This window comes from Pseudomonas trutticola BRTCR10, from assembly GCF_056155105.1.
The window spans coordinates 6,609,714-6,625,804 of sequence record NZ_CM149552.1 but is presented as its reverse complement, the minus strand read 5'-3'; the positions used below and the strand labels follow the sequence as shown (position 1 = coordinate 6,625,804).

General features: G+C 56.3%; 17 protein-coding genes. 14 read left to right on the top strand and 3 right to left on the bottom strand.

Translation table 11 applies throughout. The annotated features are described in order from the left end of the window. Positions 1–366 precede the first annotated feature (366 nt). The 5 genes from rpmH to mnmE all read left to right on the top strand — a co-directional run bounded on the left by rpmH (position 367) and on the right by mnmE (position 4,294). Positions 367–501, top strand: a complete 135-nt coding sequence (rpmH, locus tag ACVVH8_RS30175) for a 50S ribosomal protein L34 (protein WP_003213577.1) — start codon at positions 367–369, stop codon at positions 499–501. 16 nt (positions 502–517) lie between these two features. Further along, a complete protein-coding gene (rnpA, locus tag ACVVH8_RS30170) occupies positions 518–919 on the top strand; it encodes a ribonuclease P protein component (protein ID WP_011336726.1) in 402 nt (133 codons plus the stop codon). Next, positions 912–1,157: a membrane protein insertion efficiency factor YidD gene (gene yidD, locus ACVVH8_RS30165; protein WP_010465488.1), complete on the top strand. Its 246-nt coding sequence runs from the start codon at positions 912–914 to the stop codon at positions 1,155–1,157. Before rnpA ends, yidD begins: the two co-directional genes overlap by 8 nt. Positions 1,158–1,159: 2 nt before the next feature. Then, positions 1,160–2,842 (top strand): membrane protein insertase YidC, encoded by a 1,683-nt coding sequence (yidC, locus tag ACVVH8_RS30160; protein WP_103302866.1) that lies wholly within the window; start codon positions 1,160–1,162, stop codon positions 2,840–2,842. An 81-nt stretch (positions 2,843–2,923) separates the two neighbouring features. Continuing rightward, the gene (gene mnmE, locus ACVVH8_RS30155; RefSeq protein ID WP_103302864.1) at positions 2,924–4,294 is read left to right on the top strand and encodes a tRNA uridine-5-carboxymethylaminomethyl(34) synthesis GTPase MnmE; all 1,371 of its coding nucleotides are present in this window, start codon (positions 2,924–2,926) and stop codon (positions 4,292–4,294) included. Between the two features lie 43 nt (positions 4,295–4,337). Here mnmE and ACVVH8_RS30150 read toward each other — a convergent pair whose 3' ends face one another. The 3 genes from ACVVH8_RS30150 to ACVVH8_RS30140 form a co-directional block, all read right to left on the bottom strand. After that, positions 4,338–6,770 carry a TonB-dependent siderophore receptor gene (locus ACVVH8_RS30150; RefSeq protein ID WP_475227864.1) on the bottom strand — a complete coding sequence of 811 codons (2,433 nt, stop codon included), beginning with the start codon at positions 6,768–6,770 and terminating at the stop codon, positions 4,338–4,340. A gap of 120 nt (positions 6,771–6,890) precedes the next feature. Next, complete coding sequence (locus ACVVH8_RS30145; protein ID WP_401304250.1) at positions 6,891–7,838, bottom strand: FecR domain-containing protein; 948 nt, start codon at positions 7,836–7,838, stop codon at positions 6,891–6,893. Next, a complete protein-coding gene (locus tag ACVVH8_RS30140; protein ID WP_103302859.1) occupies positions 7,838–8,344 on the bottom strand; it encodes a sigma-70 family RNA polymerase sigma factor in 507 nt (168 codons plus the stop codon). The genes ACVVH8_RS30145 and ACVVH8_RS30140 overlap by 1 nt, the downstream gene beginning before the upstream one ends. A 582-nt stretch (positions 8,345–8,926) precedes the next feature. On the opposite strand from ACVVH8_RS30140, the gene mnmG reads away from it, so the two are divergent. From mnmG to ACVVH8_RS30095, 9 genes are all read left to right on the top strand, one after another. Next, entirely contained in the window at positions 8,927–10,825 is a 1,899-nt protein-coding gene (gene mnmG / locus ACVVH8_RS30135) for a tRNA uridine-5-carboxymethylaminomethyl(34) synthesis enzyme MnmG (RefSeq protein WP_213027085.1), read from the top strand. Beyond that, positions 10,822–11,466: a 16S rRNA (guanine(527)-N(7))-methyltransferase RsmG gene (rsmG, locus tag ACVVH8_RS30130; RefSeq protein WP_103302854.1), complete on the top strand. Its 645-nt coding sequence runs from the start codon at positions 10,822–10,824 to the stop codon at positions 11,464–11,466. Before mnmG ends, rsmG begins: the two co-directional genes overlap by 4 nt. 18 nt (positions 11,467–11,484) lie before the next feature. Then, positions 11,485–12,282: a ParA family protein gene (locus ACVVH8_RS30125; protein ID WP_007911909.1), complete on the top strand. Its 798-nt coding sequence runs from the start codon at positions 11,485–11,487 to the stop codon at positions 12,280–12,282. 9 nt (positions 12,283–12,291) lie between these two features. After that, on the top strand, positions 12,292–13,164 hold the full coding sequence (locus ACVVH8_RS30120) for a ParB/RepB/Spo0J family partition protein (RefSeq protein WP_042607989.1): 873 nt from the start codon (positions 12,292–12,294) through the stop codon (positions 13,162–13,164). Between the two features lie 148 nt (positions 13,165–13,312). Then, positions 13,313–13,720, top strand: coding sequence for a F0F1 ATP synthase subunit I (locus tag ACVVH8_RS30115; protein WP_003229783.1), 408 nt, complete (start codon positions 13,313–13,315; stop codon positions 13,718–13,720). 16 nt (positions 13,721–13,736) lie between these two features. After that, a complete protein-coding gene (gene atpB, locus ACVVH8_RS30110; protein WP_034152183.1) occupies positions 13,737–14,606 on the top strand; it encodes a F0F1 ATP synthase subunit A in 870 nt (289 codons plus the stop codon). 133 nt (positions 14,607–14,739) lie between these two features. Next, positions 14,740–14,997, top strand: coding sequence for a F0F1 ATP synthase subunit C (atpE, locus tag ACVVH8_RS30105; RefSeq protein WP_003097235.1), 258 nt, complete (start codon positions 14,740–14,742; stop codon positions 14,995–14,997). A gap of 59 nt (positions 14,998–15,056) precedes the next feature. Continuing rightward, positions 15,057–15,527, top strand: coding sequence for a F0F1 ATP synthase subunit B (locus ACVVH8_RS30100; RefSeq protein WP_003229781.1), 471 nt, complete (start codon positions 15,057–15,059; stop codon positions 15,525–15,527). A gap of 12 nt (positions 15,528–15,539) precedes the next feature. Beyond that, positions 15,540–16,076 (top strand): F0F1 ATP synthase subunit delta, encoded by a 537-nt coding sequence (locus tag ACVVH8_RS30095; protein ID WP_007911956.1) that lies wholly within the window; start codon positions 15,540–15,542, stop codon positions 16,074–16,076. Positions 16,077–16,091: the final 15 nt, after the last annotated feature.

Genomic DNA, 16,091 nt, shown 5'->3' with positions numbered 1-16,091 from the left:
GTGGATAACCTGCCTGTGGATAACAGGCCATTCCACACACAGGTTATCCGATAGCGCAGCACAGGCTGAACACGGTTTTCCACTGTAGTTGTCATTCTCTGTACATCGCGAAAAATAAGGCCCCATGGCACTTATCCACAGATGATGCCGTGCCTAGCTTTTATAAGCTTTACAGAAAAGCTTTAAATAATTCCCTTCTTTATTTTTATGTATGGCGAACAGGCTTTCAGCCAAAGAAGCCCCGAAGATCTATTTATAAGGAAACGCTGGTTGGAAATTGACCTGAAGGCTTGCTTTCTCTAGAATCCCCGGTCTCTTAAAACGGGGGCCATTCCGGCCCGTTGTGGACGAACCAGGTAACACGACATGAAACGTACTTTCCAACCAAGCACTATCAAACGCGCTCGTACCCACGGTTTCCGTGCTCGCATGGCTACCAAGAACGGCCGCGCAGTCCTGTCGCGTCGTCGCGCCAAAGGTCGTGCGCGTCTGGCAGTTTGATAATCCGGTACTGGAGGTGAGTCAGGACTTCAGTCGGGAAAAGCGTCTGCTTACTCCCCGGCATTTCAAGGCAGTCTTTGACTCCCCTACCGGCAAGGTTCCGGGGAAAAATCTCCTGCTCCTTGCACGCAACAACGATCTCGATCACCCCCGTCTCGGGCTGGTTATCGGGAAAAAGAGCGTCAAGCTCTCCGTTGAGCGAAATCGCCTCAAACGTCTGATGCGCGAATCATTCCGTCTGCACCAGGATTCACTGGTCGGCTGGGATATCGTTATCGTCGCGCGCAAAGGTTTGGGTGATGTAGAAAACCCCGAATTGATTCAGCATTTCGGCAAACTCTGGAAGCGACTGGCCCGTAACAAGCCCGTTCCAGCAGTCAAAACCGAAACTGTAGGGGTAGACAGTCCAGATGCGTAAACTGGCACTCGTTCCGATCCAGTTTTATCGCTATGCCATTAGTCCTTTGATGGCCAGCCACTGTCGTTTCTACCCCAGTTGTTCTTGCTACGCGTATGAAGCCATCGAAAATCATGGCCTTCTGCGCGGTGGCTGGCTGACCTTTCGTCGTTTAGGTCGCTGTCATCCGTGGAATCCCGGTGGTTATGACCCGGTTCCACCTATCCCTACCTCCCGTTCTTCTTCGATGGCCGAGTAATCATGGATATCAAACGCACGATCCTGATCGTCGCCCTGGCAATCGTGTCCTACGTTATGGTTCTTAAATGGAACCAGGACTATGGCCAGGCTGCCCTGCCGACTCAGAATGTTGCTTCCAGTACGACTACATCCGGTTTGCCGGACACCGCCACTGGCAATAATGCTGCCGCCAGTGACGATATTCCGCGCGCCGCTAGCGATACCAGCGCACCTGCCGAAACTCCGGTGGCCGCCAGCAAGGATCTGATCCAGATCAAAACCGACGTGCTCGATCTCGCGATCGATCCACAAGGTGGCGATGTTGCTCAACTGACCTTGCCTTTGTATCCACGTCGTCAGGATCGTCCTGATGTTCCGTTCCAGCTGTTCGATAACGGCGGCGAGCGTGTTTATCTGGCACAAAGCGGTCTGATCGGTACCAACGGCCCGGACGCAAATCCGGCCGGTCGTCCGGTTTACTCTTCGGAGAAGAAGACTTATCAACTGGCTGACGGTCAGGATCAACTCGTCGTTGACCTGAAATTCAGCAAGGACGGCGTCAATTACATCAAGCGTTTCACCCTGAAGCGCGGCCTGTATGACGTAGCCGTTTCCTACATTGTGGATAACCAGAGCGCTCAGCCCTGGAATGGCGCGATGTTCGCCCAGTTGAAGCGTGATAACAGCGCTGATCCTTCGTCCACAACCGCTACTGGTACCGCGACTTACCTAGGCGCCGCCCTGTGGACAAGTTCGGAGCCGTACAAGAAAGTGTCGATGAAGGACATGGACAAGGCCCAACTGAAAGAAACCGTCACCGGTGGTTGGGTAGCGTGGCTGCAACACTACTTCGTGACTGCGTGGATTCCGGCCAAGGGCGAAAACAACATCGTCCAGACCCGTAAAGACAGTAAAGGCAACTACATCATCGGTTACACCGGTCCTACACTGACCGCTGCTCCGGGTGCCAAAGTTGAAACCAGCGCTGTGCTGTACGCCGGTCCGAAAAGCCAGGCTGTGCTGAAAGAGTTGTCCCCAGGTCTGGAACTGACCGTCGACTACGGCATCCTGTGGTTCATTGCCCAGCCAATCTTCTGGCTGTTGCAACACATCCACGCGATTGTGGGTAACTGGGGCTGGTCGATCATCTTCCTGACCATGCTGATCAAGGGTCTTTTCTTCCCTCTGTCGGCCGCTAGCTACAAATCGATGGCGCGCATGCGTGCCGTTGCGCCGAAACTGGCTGCGCTGAAAGAGCAACATGGCGATGACCGGCAGAAAATGTCGCAAGCCATGATGGAACTGTACAAGAAAGAGAAGATCAATCCGCTGGGCGGCTGCTTGCCGATCCTCGTGCAGATGCCGGTTTTCCTTTCGCTGTACTGGGTTCTGCTGGAAAGCGTGGAAATGCGTCAGGCACCGTTCATGCTGTGGATCACTGACCTGTCGATCAAGGATCCGTTCTTCATTCTGCCGATCATCATGGGCGCAACCATGTTCATCCAGCAGCAGCTGAACCCGACTCCGCCGGATCCGATGCAGGCGAAGGTCATGAAAATGATGCCAATCATCTTCACCTTCTTCTTCTTGTGGTTCCCGGCAGGTCTGGTGCTGTACTGGGTTGTGAACAACTGCCTGTCGATTGCACAACAGTGGTACATCACGCGTAAGATCGAAGCGGCGACGAAAAAAGCCGAGGCGTAACTTGCACTGTGGATAACACCACTCAAAACGCCCCCTAGTGGGGCGTTTTGCTATCTGCCACTTTTGTCTGGATACCGGTTTATGAGCACACCTCGTGAAACCATCGCCGCTGTTGCCACCGCCCAAGGTCGCGGCGGTGTCGGCATCGTCCGTATTTCCGGGCCGTTGGCCAGTGTCGCGGCCAAAGCCATCAGCGGCCGCGAACTGAAACCGCGTTACGCCCATTACGGCCCGTTTTTCAGTGATGACCAGCAAGTGCTGGATGAAGGTCTGGCACTGTATTTCCCGGGGCCGAACTCGTTCACTGGTGAAGACGTGCTGGAACTGCAGGGCCACGGTGGCCCGATCGTTCTGGACATGTTGCTCAAGCGTTGCCTGGAATTGGGCTGCCGTTTGGCTCGCCCGGGGGAATTCAGCGAACGCGCCTTCCTCAATGACAAACTCGACCTGGCCCAGGCCGAGGCGATCGCCGACTTGATCGAGGCAAGTTCTGCACAGGCGGCGCGCAATGCCCTGCGTTCCTTGCAAGGTGCGTTCTCCCAGCGTGTGCATAACTTGACCGAGCAACTGATTGGTCTGCGCATCTACGTCGAAGCCGCCATCGACTTTCCGGAAGAAGAAATCGACTTCCTCGCCGACGGCCATGTATTGAGCATGCTCGACAAGGTGCGCGATGAATTATCCACAGTGCTGCGCGAAGCCGGGCAGGGTGCCTTGTTGCGTGACGGCATGACCGTGGTGATTGCCGGTCGTCCGAACGCCGGCAAGTCCAGTCTGCTGAACGCGTTGGCCGGTCGCGAAGCCGCCATCGTCACCGAGATTGCCGGCACCACGCGGGATATCCTGCGTGAACATATACACATCGACGGCATGCCGTTGCATGTTGTGGATACCGCAGGCCTGCGCGATACCGATGATCATGTGGAAAAGATCGGTGTCGAGCGTGCATTGAAAGCCATTGGTGAAGCCGATCGGGTACTGCTGGTCGTCGATGCCACCGCCCCGGAAGCGTTGGACCCGTTTGCCTTGTGGCCGGAGTTCCTCGAAATCCGCCCAGACCCGGCGAAGGTCACTCTGATTCGTAACAAGGCCGATCTGACCGGTGAAGCAATTGCTCTGGAAGTCAGTGATGACGGTCATGTGACCATCAGCCTGAGCGCGAAATCGGCAGGCGATGGTCTGGAACTGCTGCGCGATCACCTCAAAGCCTGCATGGGTTACGAGCAAACGTCGGAAAGCAGTTTCAGTGCTCGACGCCGACACCTGGAAGCCTTGCGTCACGCCAGTGCGGCGCTGGAACACGGCCGCGCACAACTGACTTTGGCTGGCGCGGGTGAATTGCTCGCCGAAGATTTGCGCCAGGCTCAGCATTCGCTGGGGGAAATCACCGGGGCCTTTAGCTCGGACGACTTGTTGGGAAGAATCTTTTCCAGCTTCTGCATCGGAAAATGACCAAAGGGTCTGTGGATAAGTTGTCCACAGACCCTTTTTCGTTTTACCAGTTGTAGGAAACCGTGCCGAGCAGCGTACGGTCTTCACCCCAATAGCAGCGGCCGGCGTCGTTGCATCCCGAGACATATTCCTTGTCGAAAAGATTTTTCGCGTTCAAGTCGACGCTCCAGTGAGTGTCGATCTGATAACCGATCGCCGCATCCACCAAGGTGACGTCGCCGGCATCCAGCTTTCCGTATAACGAAGGCGAGGTGTAAGCGAAGGCACTGTCGAAGTAACGCACACCACCGCCAACGTACAAACCTTTCAGATCGCCATCGAGGAAGCGGTACTTGGCCCAGACCGAAGCCTGATTACGCGGCACGCCGGTCATTTGACGACCTTTGACCAGTGACGTCGCGGCATCCTTGGTGATCCGCGCGTCAGTGTAGGTGTAAGCAGCGGTGACATTGAGGTTCTGGGTCAGGTTGCTGTTCAGTTCCAGCTCTACACCTTTGGAACGGCTTTCGCCGACCTGGCGATAGGTCGCTGTCGTCGAGTCGAAGTAGGTGTCGTCCTTTTTACGCAGGTCATACACCGAAGCAGTGAACGCGGTATCCCAGCCGATCGGCTCGTACTTAAGGCCTACTTCGTACTGGCTGCTGGTGATGGGATCAAGCGGCGCGCCGGCATTGGAGATCTGCTGCACCGGCACGAACGAGGTCGAGTAGCTGACATACGGCGTCATACCGTTGTCGAACTGGTACATCACGCCGCCCTGATAGGTGAACTTCTTGTCCTCGGAGCTGATGTTGCTGCCCTTGGCCACTTTGTCGCGAAAATCACTGTCGACCCAATCCTGACGGCCGCCGAGCAGGAACAGCCAGTGGTCATACTTGCTCTGGATCTGTGCATAAACACCTTTCATCTGCTGCTCAAGCAGGGTGTTTTGTACCGCGATCGGGGTGGTTGGATCGCGAAGATAAACCGGATTGTAGATATCAATCGGTCCGACGATGCCGGCGTTCCAGTCCTGATTGAACGACGTGCGGTCATAGCTGGCACCGAACAGCACAGTGTTCTCCAGACCGCCGACCTGGAATTTGCCTTCCAGCTGGTTATCCAGCGAATACACCATGGATTTGTTGAAGCGATCGTAAGCGGTCATGTTCAACCGCGTTCCGAACCCGGCGTTGTTTAGGTTGCCCGGCCAGGTTTCATGGCGGGTGATGCGCGACTGCATGTAGCGCGAGTTCTGGCGGAACTGCCAGTCGTCGTTGAAGGAATGGCTGAACTCGTAACCGGTGCTCCAGGTTTCGCGCTCGAAGGTATTCCAGTCCGGATCACCGAGCATGGTGTCTTTGGATAACTTGCCGTTGGGATTGCTCAACAAAGTACCCGCGGCCGGCAGGCCGAGTTCCATGTTGGTGTGATCCTTCTGGTAGTTGGCCAGCAAGGTCAAAGTGTTGAAGTCGTCGAAATTCAGCGTCAGCGACGGGGCAATGTAGATACGATCGTCCGGTACATGATCGGTCTGAGTGTCGGACTTGCGCCCGAGCATCACCACCCGACCAAGGACACTGCCGCTGTCGTTGAGAGGTCCGGAGACATCGACCCCCATCTGCCGGCGATTATTCGAGCCATACCCCAATTGCACTTCGCCCTGAGGGTCGGCTGTCGGACGCTTGCTCACCAGATTGACCAGACCGCCCGGCGCGTTTTCACCGTAGAGCAGTGAAGACGGGCCGCGGAAAACCTCGACCCGCTCCAGCCCATATGGCTCGGTGCTGGTGTCATAGCGGTTGCCCTGCACGCGTAGTCCATCGCGCAGCAGGCCGTAGCCGTAATCGGTGGCGTTGAAACCGCGAATGAAAAACAGATCGCCGGCCAGACTGTCGCCGGCGGCAAACGGTGGGGCAAAGATCCCAGGAACGTAGCCAAGTACTTCGGTCAGCGTCTGAGATTTCTGATCTTTCATCCGTTGCGCGGTAACCACCGACACCGAACGCGGCGTTTCCGACAACGGTGTGCTGGTTTTCGTACCGATCCGGCTGTTCTGCGCCTTGTAGCCAACATCGGCGGAGTAATCCAGATTCATCGAGTTGGCCAACTGGCCATTGATGTTGGTCGGCGCCAATTCCAGCGAATCGCCGGTCGGCAGTGCCTGCAGAATGTAACTGCCCGCTGCTTGTGGCACGGCTTGCAGACCGGAACCTTGCAGCAGTTGGGCGAAACCCTGTTCCACGGAGAAATTGCCACTCAGTCCAGGGCTGCGCAGGTAACTGGTCTGTTGCGGCGAGAACGACAGAATCACGTTCGCTGCCGACGCAAACTGGCTTAGGGCGTTGTCCAGCGGTCCGGCGGCAATGGCGTATCGCTGGGTTGCCGTCGCCGCGAACGCGCTACCGGTCACCAGGCAGGACGTGGCACTGGTCATCAGTAAGCTATAGGCAATGCAGTGGTGGGAAAAACGCTGACGAAACGTGGGAAGACGCATGTGTGGATAAGCCCTGAAGTTGGCAAAGAGCCGCGTTTATCGCGATTACCTGTAGGGCCGGGTCAGGGCAAAAAAAGATAACCCCGTTTTCGATTTATTTTTCCACAGGCGTCTATTCGATCAGGCGTTATGGCGGATCGAAACCCAATAACGGGTGAAATAACGCACGTTTATTGGCATTGAAGCCTGCAGGTTTGCCAGTACCGCATCGGTGGAATCGAGACGGAAGGTGCCAGACACGCGTAAATCCCGAGCGCGTTCATCGCACTGCAACACGCCATGACGATAGCGGCCCAACTCTTCGAGTACATCGCCCAGACGAGCATCGAGCACGATCAGTTGGCCATTGGTCCACGCCACCTCTGCGGGCTTGAAGGAATGAATCCGGCTGATGTGCTGACGATCGAAATCCACGCCTTCGCCGGCTTTCAATATTCTTGCGGTAGCCAATTCTTCACCAGGCTGAATGCTGACCCGATCTTCAAGCACGCCAACTCGGGTCGATCCCGACAACTGATGCACAGAAAACCGGGTACCCAAGGCTTGGATACGTCCATCGCGGGTTTCGACGTACAGGGGGCGCTGATCGCCGAGCTTTCCGGTCTGTATAAGGATTTCGCCAGTGCGCAAACGGATCAATCGTTGCCTGCTATCGAAAGACACGTCGATGGCCGTATCGGTATTCAGTTGAATCTGACTGCCATCGGCCAGCGTGATGTCACGTCTCTGACCGACGCGGGTTTTATAGTCGGCCCAGACGTTTCCCAGGGAGGTGTGTTGCTGGACATTCCAGCCAACCAGACCTGCGCCAGCCACCAACACCATCAACTTCAGCACTTGGCGGCGTTGCTGGCCGGTGCTCAACGCTCGTCGCTTCAGATCCTGCGGCAGCGTGCCGAGGTGGCGTTGCAACCGTTCCATCTGATTCCAGGCCGCCAGATGTTCAGGAGCGCTATCTATCCACAGCTGCCATGCCCGTTGTTCGGCAAGCGTCGGTGGCTGTGACTGAAACTGCACGTACCAACCGGCAGCCGCTTCAAAGACTTTGCGATCAGGGGCGATAGCCATCACAGCTGCGCCATGATCAATGCACATTCCGTCAGTGCGCGGATCATGTGTTTCTTCACGGTGGTCAGCGAGACTTTCAACTGCAAGGCGATCTGTTGATAAGTCAGGCCATCGATCTGCGAGAGCATGAAGATCTGCCGGGTTCTTGCACCCAAGCCGGTCAAGGCCTTATCCACAGCGACCAGCGTCTCGATGATCAGCGCCCGGTCTTCTTCGCTGATGGCTGTGGCTTGGGGACGAGATGCGAGGGCTTGCAGATAAGCCGCTTCGATGGCCTGTCTTCTATAGCGATCAATGACCAGGCCCCGTGCAATGGTGGTCAGATAGTCCCGAGGTTCGCGAATCTGCGCGGCATTACGCGCAGCAAGGATCCGCACAAACGTGTCGTGCGCGACATCGGCAGCATCGCAGGCGTCATTCAATTTGCCCTTGAGCCACCCATATAGCCACGAATGGTGTTGCTCGTAGATTTGCTCGATCGCAGCGTTATGAATGGATAAGGACATGAGGAGAAGAGGGCGAGTTAATGATAATGGCTATTATTAGCCTCTGTTACGTCCTCTCACAATAGGCCTCTGACAACACTCCATCGGTTGGTTTTGGGTTTTCTGTTCGCTATCCAGCAATGGGTGGCGTTTTTTTTGTGCCCGAAAAAGGTGGATTCATCGATTTTCTGTGGATTAAGCCCTGTGAATAAGTGCCACTGAGGTCAGTTGATAACAGGGCTTGAAAACTGGATATAAACCCCTCTGTGGATAACCACCCCTTTCATCCACAGGCTTACACCGGTTATCCAAACCCCTCATGGCCACATGGGCACAGGGTTTTGAAACTCTGTACATATTGAATATAAAGGCCTGTAGCAATCTATCCACAGAAAGCTTGCTCAGTAAGAATAAGCTTTAAAACAAAGGTTTTATAAATTTCTCTCTTTTTTATTCTTTTAACCGCGAGTTCTCCACAGCTGGTTAAATTTTGTGCAAAGGGTTCTTTAGGAAGGGCGAAGTCCCTATACTTGCCGACCAGGTCCATAAACCTGATCTCAAACTATTCCTGAATTACCTACTTAAGCAGGCACGAGGTGCGTGGTGGATTTCCCTTCCCGTTTTGAAGTGATCGTCATCGGCGGCGGTCATGCCGGTACCGAGGCAGCACTGGCCTCAGCACGTATGGGGGCAAAAACCCTGTTGCTGACGCATAACGTGGAAACCCTCGGCGCCATGAGTTGCAACCCGGCCATTGGTGGCATTGGCAAAAGCCATCTGGTCAAGGAAATCGACGCCCTCGGCGGCGCGATGGCCATCGCCACCGATCTGGGCGGCATCCAGTTTCGCGTGTTGAACAGCCGTAAAGGCCCGGCCGTACGAGCAACCCGTGCGCAAGCCGACCGAATTCTTTACAAGGCCGCTGTCCGTGAAATCCTGGAAAACCAGCCGAACCTGTGGATATTTCAACAAGCCGCTGACGACCTGATCGTTGAGCAGGAACAAGTCCGTGGTGTCGTCACCCAAATGGGTCTGCGTTTCTTCGCCGATTCCGTGGTGTTGACCACCGGTACGTTCCTCGGCGGACTTATCCACATCGGGTTGCAGAATTTTTCCGGCGGTCGCGCCGGAGATCCGCCGTCGATCGCCCTGGCTCACCGTCTGCGTGAACTGCCATTGCGTGTCGGTCGCCTGAAAACCGGTACGCCACCGCGTATCGATGGCAAATCTGTGGATTTCTCGGTCATGACCGAGCAGCCAGGGGATACGCCGATCCCGGTGATGTCGTTCATGGGCAACAAAGAACAGCATCCACGCCAGGTCAGTTGTTGGATTACCCACACCAACGCCCGTACCCACGAAATCATCGCGGCGAACCTCGATCGTTCGCCGATGTATTCCGCTGCCGGTGAAATCGAAGGCATCGGCCCGCGTTATTGCCCGTCGATCGAAGACAAGATTCACCGTTTCGCCGACAAGGAAAGCCACCAGGTGTTCATCGAACCGGAAGGTTTGACCACCCATGAGCTGTACCCGAACGGGATATCCACAAGCTTGCCGTTCGACGTGCAATTGCAGATCGTGCAGTCGATTCGCGGCATGGAAAACGCGCACATCGTGCGTCCGGGTTACGCAATCGAGTACGACTACTTTGATCCGCGCGATCTGAAGTACAGCCTGGAAACCAAAGTCATCGGCGGTCTGTTCTTCGCCGGGCAAATCAACGGCACCACCGGTTACGAAGAAGCGGGCGCCCAAGGTTTGCTCGCTGGCGCCAACGCTGCACTGCGTGCGAAAGGCAAAGAAGCGTGGTGCCCACGTCGCGATGAAGCCTACATCGGCGTGTTGGTCGACGACCTGATCACCCTCGGCACCCAAGAGCCGTACCGCATGTTCACTTCCCGTGCCGAGTACCGCCTGATCCTGCGCGAGGACAACGCCGACCTGCGTTTGACCGAAAAAGGTCGCGAGCTCGGCTTGGTCGATGACGCGCGTTGGGCAGCCTTCTGCAAGAAACGCGAAAGCATCGAGCTGGAAGAACAGCGCCTGAAAAGCACCTGGGTTCGCCCGGGCACGCCGCAGGGCGAGGCGATTGCAGAAAAATTCGGCACGCCGCTGACCCACGAATACAACTTGCTCAATCTCTTGAGCCGTCCGGAAATCGACTACGCTGGTCTGGTCGAAGTGACTGGCAACGGCGCCGAAGATCCACAGGTCGCCGAGCAGGTTGAAATCAAGACCAAGTACGCCGGGTACATCGACCGTCAACAGGACGAAATCGCCCGTCTGCGCGCCAGCGAAGACACGAAACTGCCTGTGGATATCGATTACACCAACATTTCCGGTCTCTCCAAGGAGATCCAAAGCAAGCTCGGCGCGACTCGACCAGAGACGCTCGGCCAGGCTTCGCGGATCCCGGGTGTGACCCCGGCAGCAATTTCGCTGTTGATGATTCATTTGAAAAAACGCGGCGCGGGCCGTCAGTTGGAGCAAAGCGCTTGAGTTCTAAGGTCACTTCGCAACACGCCGAAGAGTTATCCACAGGAGCCCGCGAGCTCGGTGTCAATCTCAGTGAAACCCAGCACGAATTGCTGTTGGGTTATCTGGCCCTGTTGATCAAATGGAACCAGGCCTACAACCTGACGGCTGTGCGCGATCCGGACGAAATGGTTTCTCGTCATTTGCTCGATAGCTTGAGCGTAATGTCGTTCATCGAAAACGGTCGCTGGCTCGATGTCGGCAGCGGCGGCGGTATGCCGGGAATTCCGTTGGCGATCCTGTATCCAGACTCGCAAGTGACCTGTCTGGACAGCAATGGCAAGAAAACTCGCTTCCTGACTCAGGTCAAACTCGAACTCAAACTGGATAACCTGCAAGTTATCCACAGCCGTGTCGAAGCCTTCCAGCCTGCGCAGCCGTTCAACGGGATCATTTCCCGGGCGTTCAGCAGCATGGAAAACTTCACTAACTGGACTCGCCACCTCGGCGATGCCGATACACGCTGGCTGGCAATGAAGGGCGTTCATCCGGCCGATGAGCTGGTAGCATTGCCGGCAGACTTCAAACTCGATAGCGAACACGCCCTGGCCGTACCCGGTTGCCAAGGCCAACGCCATCTGCTGATACTGCGCCGCACGGCATGATTGGGAACACAAGCAAGAATGGCTAAGGTATTCGCGATAGCGAACCAAAAGGGTGGTGTGGGCAAGACCACCACCTGCATCAACCTCGCAGCATCCCTCGTCGCGACCAAGCGCCGGGTGCTGTTGATCGATCTCGATCCACAGGGCAACGCCACCATGGGTAGCGGTGTGGATAAACACGGTCTGGAAAACTCCGTCTACGATCTGCTGATCGGCGAATGCGATCTGGCCCAGGCCATGCACTATTCCGAGCACGGTGGTTATCAACTGCTGCCGGCCAACCGCGACCTGACGGCCGCGGAAGTGGTTCTGCTGGAAATGCAGATGAAGGAAAGCCGTCTGCGCAGTGCGCTGGCGCCGATCCGCGAAAACTACGATTACATTCTGATCGACTGCCCGCCGTCGCTGTCGATGCTCACGCTGAACGCATTGGTCGCCGCTGACGGGGTGATTATCCCCATGCAGTGCGAGTACTTTGCGCTCGAAGGTTTGAGCGACCTTGTGGATAACATCAAGCGCATCGCCGAACTGCTGAACCCGAACCTGAAAGTCGAAGGTTTGCTGCGGACCATGTACGACCCGCGCCTGAGCCTGATGAACGACGTTTCGGCGCAGCTCAAGGAACACTTCGGCGAGCAGCTCTACGACACAGTGATCCCGCGCAACATTCGCCTGGCCGAAGCGCCAAGCTACGGCATGCCGGCACTGGCGTACGACAAGCAATCGCGCGGCGCGCTGGCCTATCTGGCCCTGGCGGGCGAAATGGTTCGTCGTCAGCGCAAAAATTCACGCATTGCCGCCGCTCAGGCAACTTAAGGAATCCCCATGGCCGTCAAGAAACGAGGTCTCGGACGTGGACTGGATGCACTGCTGAGTGGTCCGACTGTCAGCGCGCTGGAAGAACAAGCCGCGCAAGCCGATACGCGTGAACTGCAACATTTGCCGCTGGATCTGCTCCAGCGCGGCAAGTACCAGCCACGCCGGGACATGGATCCGCAGGCGCTGGAAGAACTGGCGCAGTCGATCAAGGCGCAAGGCGTCATGCAGCCGATCGTGGTTCGCCCGATCGGTGGCGGGCGCTTTGAAATCATTGCCGGTGAACGTCGCTGGCGCGCCAGCCAGCAAGCCGGGCAGGAAACCATCCCGGCAATGGTCCGTGATGTACCGGATGAAACCGCGATCGCCATTGCACTGATCGAGAACATTCAGCGCGAAGACCTCAATCCGATTGAAGAAGCGGTGGCCCTGCAGCGTTTGCAGCAGGAATTCCAGCTGACTCAGCAGCAAGTCGCCGAGGCTGTGGGTAAGTCCCGTGTCACTGTGGCTAACCTGTTGCGGCTTATTGCGTTGCCGGAAGTCATCAAGACCATGTTGTCTCACGGTGACCTGGAAATGGGTCATGCGCGTGCTTTGCTCGGTCTGCCGGACAATCAGCAGGTGGAAGGGGCGCGACATGTTGTCGCACGCGGCCTCACCGTGCGCCAAACCGAGGCACTGGTTCGCCAGTGGTTGAGTGGTAAACCGGAGCCTGTGGAGGCTACAAAACCCGATCCGGATATCGCTCGTCTCGAACAGCGTCTGGCCGAGCGCCTAGGCTCTGCGGTGCAGATCCGCCACGGGAAGAAGGGAAAAGGGCAGTTGGTGATCGGTTACAACTCCCTTGATGAGCTCCAGGGTGTGCTCGCACACATCCGCTGAAACATTTCCTCATGTAGCGCGCAGTCGGAAATCACTACCTGACAGTTGAATAGGGGCAGAACCGCCCCTATACTCTGCGCGCATTTTGTCGGCACAAATTATGCCAAGTTATTGAATTCTGGCAGCCGACCATTGGAGAGCAAACGTGATGGAAACCCGCAAGCCAAACCGCCTGCCGTTCCATCGCCTGGCGGTTTTTCCGGTGTTGATGGCTCAATTTGTCATTTTGCTCATTGCCGCTTTGGCGCTCTGGCAATGGCATGGAGTCGTTGCCGGATACTCGGGACTTTGCGGAGGCCTGATAGCCTTGCTGCCCAATGTTTATTTCGCTCACAAGGCATTTCGGTTTTCCGGCGCCCGAGCAGCCCAGTCCATCGTCCGGTCTTTTTATGCCGGCGAGGCAGGCAAACTGATTTTGACAGCAGTGCTTTTCGCACTGGTGTTTGCAGGTGTGAAGCCACTGGCGCCGATAGCTGTATTCGGCGCGTTCGTGCTGACTCAGTCGGTCAGCTGGTTCGCTCCCCTGCTGATGAGAACAAGACTTTCGAGACCTTAGGGCGTTTGAGGCAACCATGGCAGAAACAACCGCTTCGGGCTATATCCAGCACCACTTGCAGAACCTGACCTTCGGTCAGCTACCTAACGGCGGCTGGGGCTTTGCCCATACCGCAGCAGAAGCCAAAGAAATGGGCTTCTGGGCTTTCCACGTCGATACCCTCGGCTGGTCGGTCGCGTTGGGTCTGATCTTCGTTCTTCTTTTCCGCATGGCGGCAAAAAAGGCGACTTCGGGTCAGCCAGGTGCTTTGCAGAACTTCGTTGAAGTATTGGTCGAATTCGTCGATGGCAGCGTGAAAGACAGCTTCCATGGCCGTAGCCCGGTGATTGCACCGCTGGCACTGACCATCTTCGTCTGGGTGTTCCTGATGAACGCCGTCGACCTGGTACCGGTCGACTGGATTCCTCAGTTGGCCATCCTGATCACCGGCGACCACCACATCCCGTTCCGCGCCGTGTCGACTACCGACCCGAACGCGACCCTGGGCATGGCGTTCTCGGTTTTCGCACTGATCATTTTCTATAGCATCAAGGTCAAGGGCCTCGGCGGCTTCATCGGCGAGCTGACCCTGCACCCGTTCGGCAGCAAGAACATCTTCGTTCAAGCCCTGCTGATCCCGGTGAACTTCCTGCTGGAATTCGTGACCCTGATCGCCAAACCGATCTCCCTGGCTCTGCGTCTGTTCGGCAACATGTATGCCGGCGAGCTGGTGTTCATCCTGATCGCTGTGATGTTCGGCAGCGGCCTGCTCTGGCTGAGCGGCCTGGGCGTTGTTCTGCAGTGGGCGTGGGCTGTGTTCCACATCCTGATCATCACGCTGCAGGCGTTCATCTTCATGATGCTGACCATCGTCTACCTGTCGATGGCGCACGAAGAAAACCATTAAGACCAGTTTCGACTAGTCTGATGTCCCTCCCGGTCAAACGGGAGGGGGCTCTTCACAGGGCACCTGAAACGATTTGTTTTACCGCTTTAATCTAAAAAACCTAAACCATACGACGTAAAAGTCGGGAGGAAAGATGGAAACTGTAGTTGGTCTAACCGCTATCGCTGTTGCACTGTTGATCGGCCTGGGCGCACTGGGTACCGCAATTGGTTTCGGCCTGCTGGGCGGCAAGTTCCTGGAAGGCGCAGCGCGTCAGCCAGAAATGGTTCCAATGCTGCAAGTTAAAATGTTCATCGTTGCCGGTCTGCTCGACGCCGTAACCATGATCGGTGTTGGTATCGCTCTGTTCTTCACCTTTGCGAACCCGTTCGTTGGTCAGATCGCTGGCTAATTACCCGGATTCTTCCGAGTAATTTGATGTGATGGACAACGTAACTGCGAGGTGTTGGCGTGAACATTAATGCGACCCTGATTGGCCAGTCCGTTGCGTTCCTGATTTTTGTACTGTTCTGCATGAAGTATGTATGGCCTCCGGTCATCGCTGCTCTGCACGAACGTCAAAAGAAGATCGCTGATGGTCTGGACGCTGCCAGCCGTGCAGCTCGCGACCTGGAGTTGGCCCAAGAAAAAGCGGGTCAGCAACTGCGCGAAGCGAAAGCTCAGGCAGCTGAAATCATCGAGCAAGCCAAGAAACGCGGTAACCAGATTGTCGAAGAGGCCGTTGAAAAGGCCCGTGTCGATGCTGACCGTGTGAAGGTTCAGGCTCAAGCCGAGATCGAACAGGAACTGAACAGCGTCAAAGACAAGCTGCGTGCCCAAGTGGGCTTGCTGGCTGTCGGCGGCGCCGAGAAGATCCTGGGTGCCACAATCGATCAAAACGCGCACGCAGAGCTGGTTAACCAACTGGCTGCTGAAATCTAAGCGAGGGCGATCATGGCAGAACTGACCACGTTGGCCCGACCTTACGCTAAGGCGGCCTTCGAGCACGCTCAGGCCCACCAGCAACTGGCCAATTGGTCAGCCATGCTCGGCCTGGCAGCAGCGGTGTCGCAAGACGACACCATGCAGCGCGTGCTCAAGGCCCCGCGACTGACGAGCGCAGAAAAGGCCGCCACGTTCATTGACGTGTGCGGCGACAAGTTTGATGCCAAGGCACAGAACTTCATCAACGTCGTTGCCGAAAACGACCGTCTCCCGCTTCTGCCGGAGATCGCCGCTCTGTTCGACCTGTACAAGGCCGAGCAAGAGAAATCGGTAGACGTTGAAGTAACCAGTGCATTTGCATTGAACCAAGAACAGCAAGACAAACTCGCCAAGGTTCTCAGTGCACGACTCAACCGGGAAGTGCGCCTGCAAGTTGCGGAGGACGCTGCCTTGATTGGTGGTGTCGTGATCCGCGCCGGCGACCTGGTTATCGATGGCTCGATTCGCGGAAAAATCGCGAAACTTGCCGAAGCATTGAAATCTTGAGTTTGAAGGGGCAGC

Excerpts from the sequence above, each read along its gene's own strand:
- rpmH (WP_003213577.1), top strand. The coding sequence starts at position 367 with ATGAAACGTACTTTCCAACCAAGCACTATCAAACGCGCTCGTACCCAC.
- yidD (WP_010465488.1), top strand. The coding sequence starts at position 912 with ATGCGTAAACTGGCACTCGTTCCGATCCAGTTTTATCGCTATGCCATT.
- yidC (WP_103302866.1), top strand. The coding sequence starts at position 1,160 with ATGGATATCAAACGCACGATCCTGATCGTCGCCCTGGCAATCGTGTCC.
- mnmE (WP_103302864.1), top strand. The coding sequence starts at position 2,924 with ATGAGCACACCTCGTGAAACCATCGCCGCTGTTGCCACCGCCCAAGGT.
- ACVVH8_RS30150 (WP_475227864.1), bottom strand. The coding sequence starts at position 6,770 with ATGCGTCTTCCCACGTTTCGTCAGCGTTTTTCCCACCACTGCATTGCC.
- ACVVH8_RS30145 (WP_401304250.1), bottom strand. The coding sequence starts at position 7,838 with ATGGCTATCGCCCCTGATCGCAAAGTCTTTGAAGCGGCTGCCGGTTGG.
- ACVVH8_RS30140 (WP_103302859.1), bottom strand. The coding sequence starts at position 8,344 with ATGTCCTTATCCATTCATAACGCTGCGATCGAGCAAATCTACGAGCAA.
- ACVVH8_RS30125 (WP_007911909.1), top strand. The coding sequence starts at position 11,485 with ATGGCTAAGGTATTCGCGATAGCGAACCAAAAGGGTGGTGTGGGCAAG.
- ACVVH8_RS30120 (WP_042607989.1), top strand. The coding sequence starts at position 12,292 with ATGGCCGTCAAGAAACGAGGTCTCGGACGTGGACTGGATGCACTGCTG.
- ACVVH8_RS30115 (WP_003229783.1), top strand. The coding sequence starts at position 13,313 with ATGGAAACCCGCAAGCCAAACCGCCTGCCGTTCCATCGCCTGGCGGTT.
- atpB (WP_034152183.1), top strand. The coding sequence starts at position 13,737 with ATGGCAGAAACAACCGCTTCGGGCTATATCCAGCACCACTTGCAGAAC.
- atpE (WP_003097235.1), top strand. The coding sequence starts at position 14,740 with ATGGAAACTGTAGTTGGTCTAACCGCTATCGCTGTTGCACTGTTGATC.
- ACVVH8_RS30095 (WP_007911956.1), top strand. The coding sequence starts at position 15,540 with ATGGCAGAACTGACCACGTTGGCCCGACCTTACGCTAAGGCGGCCTTC.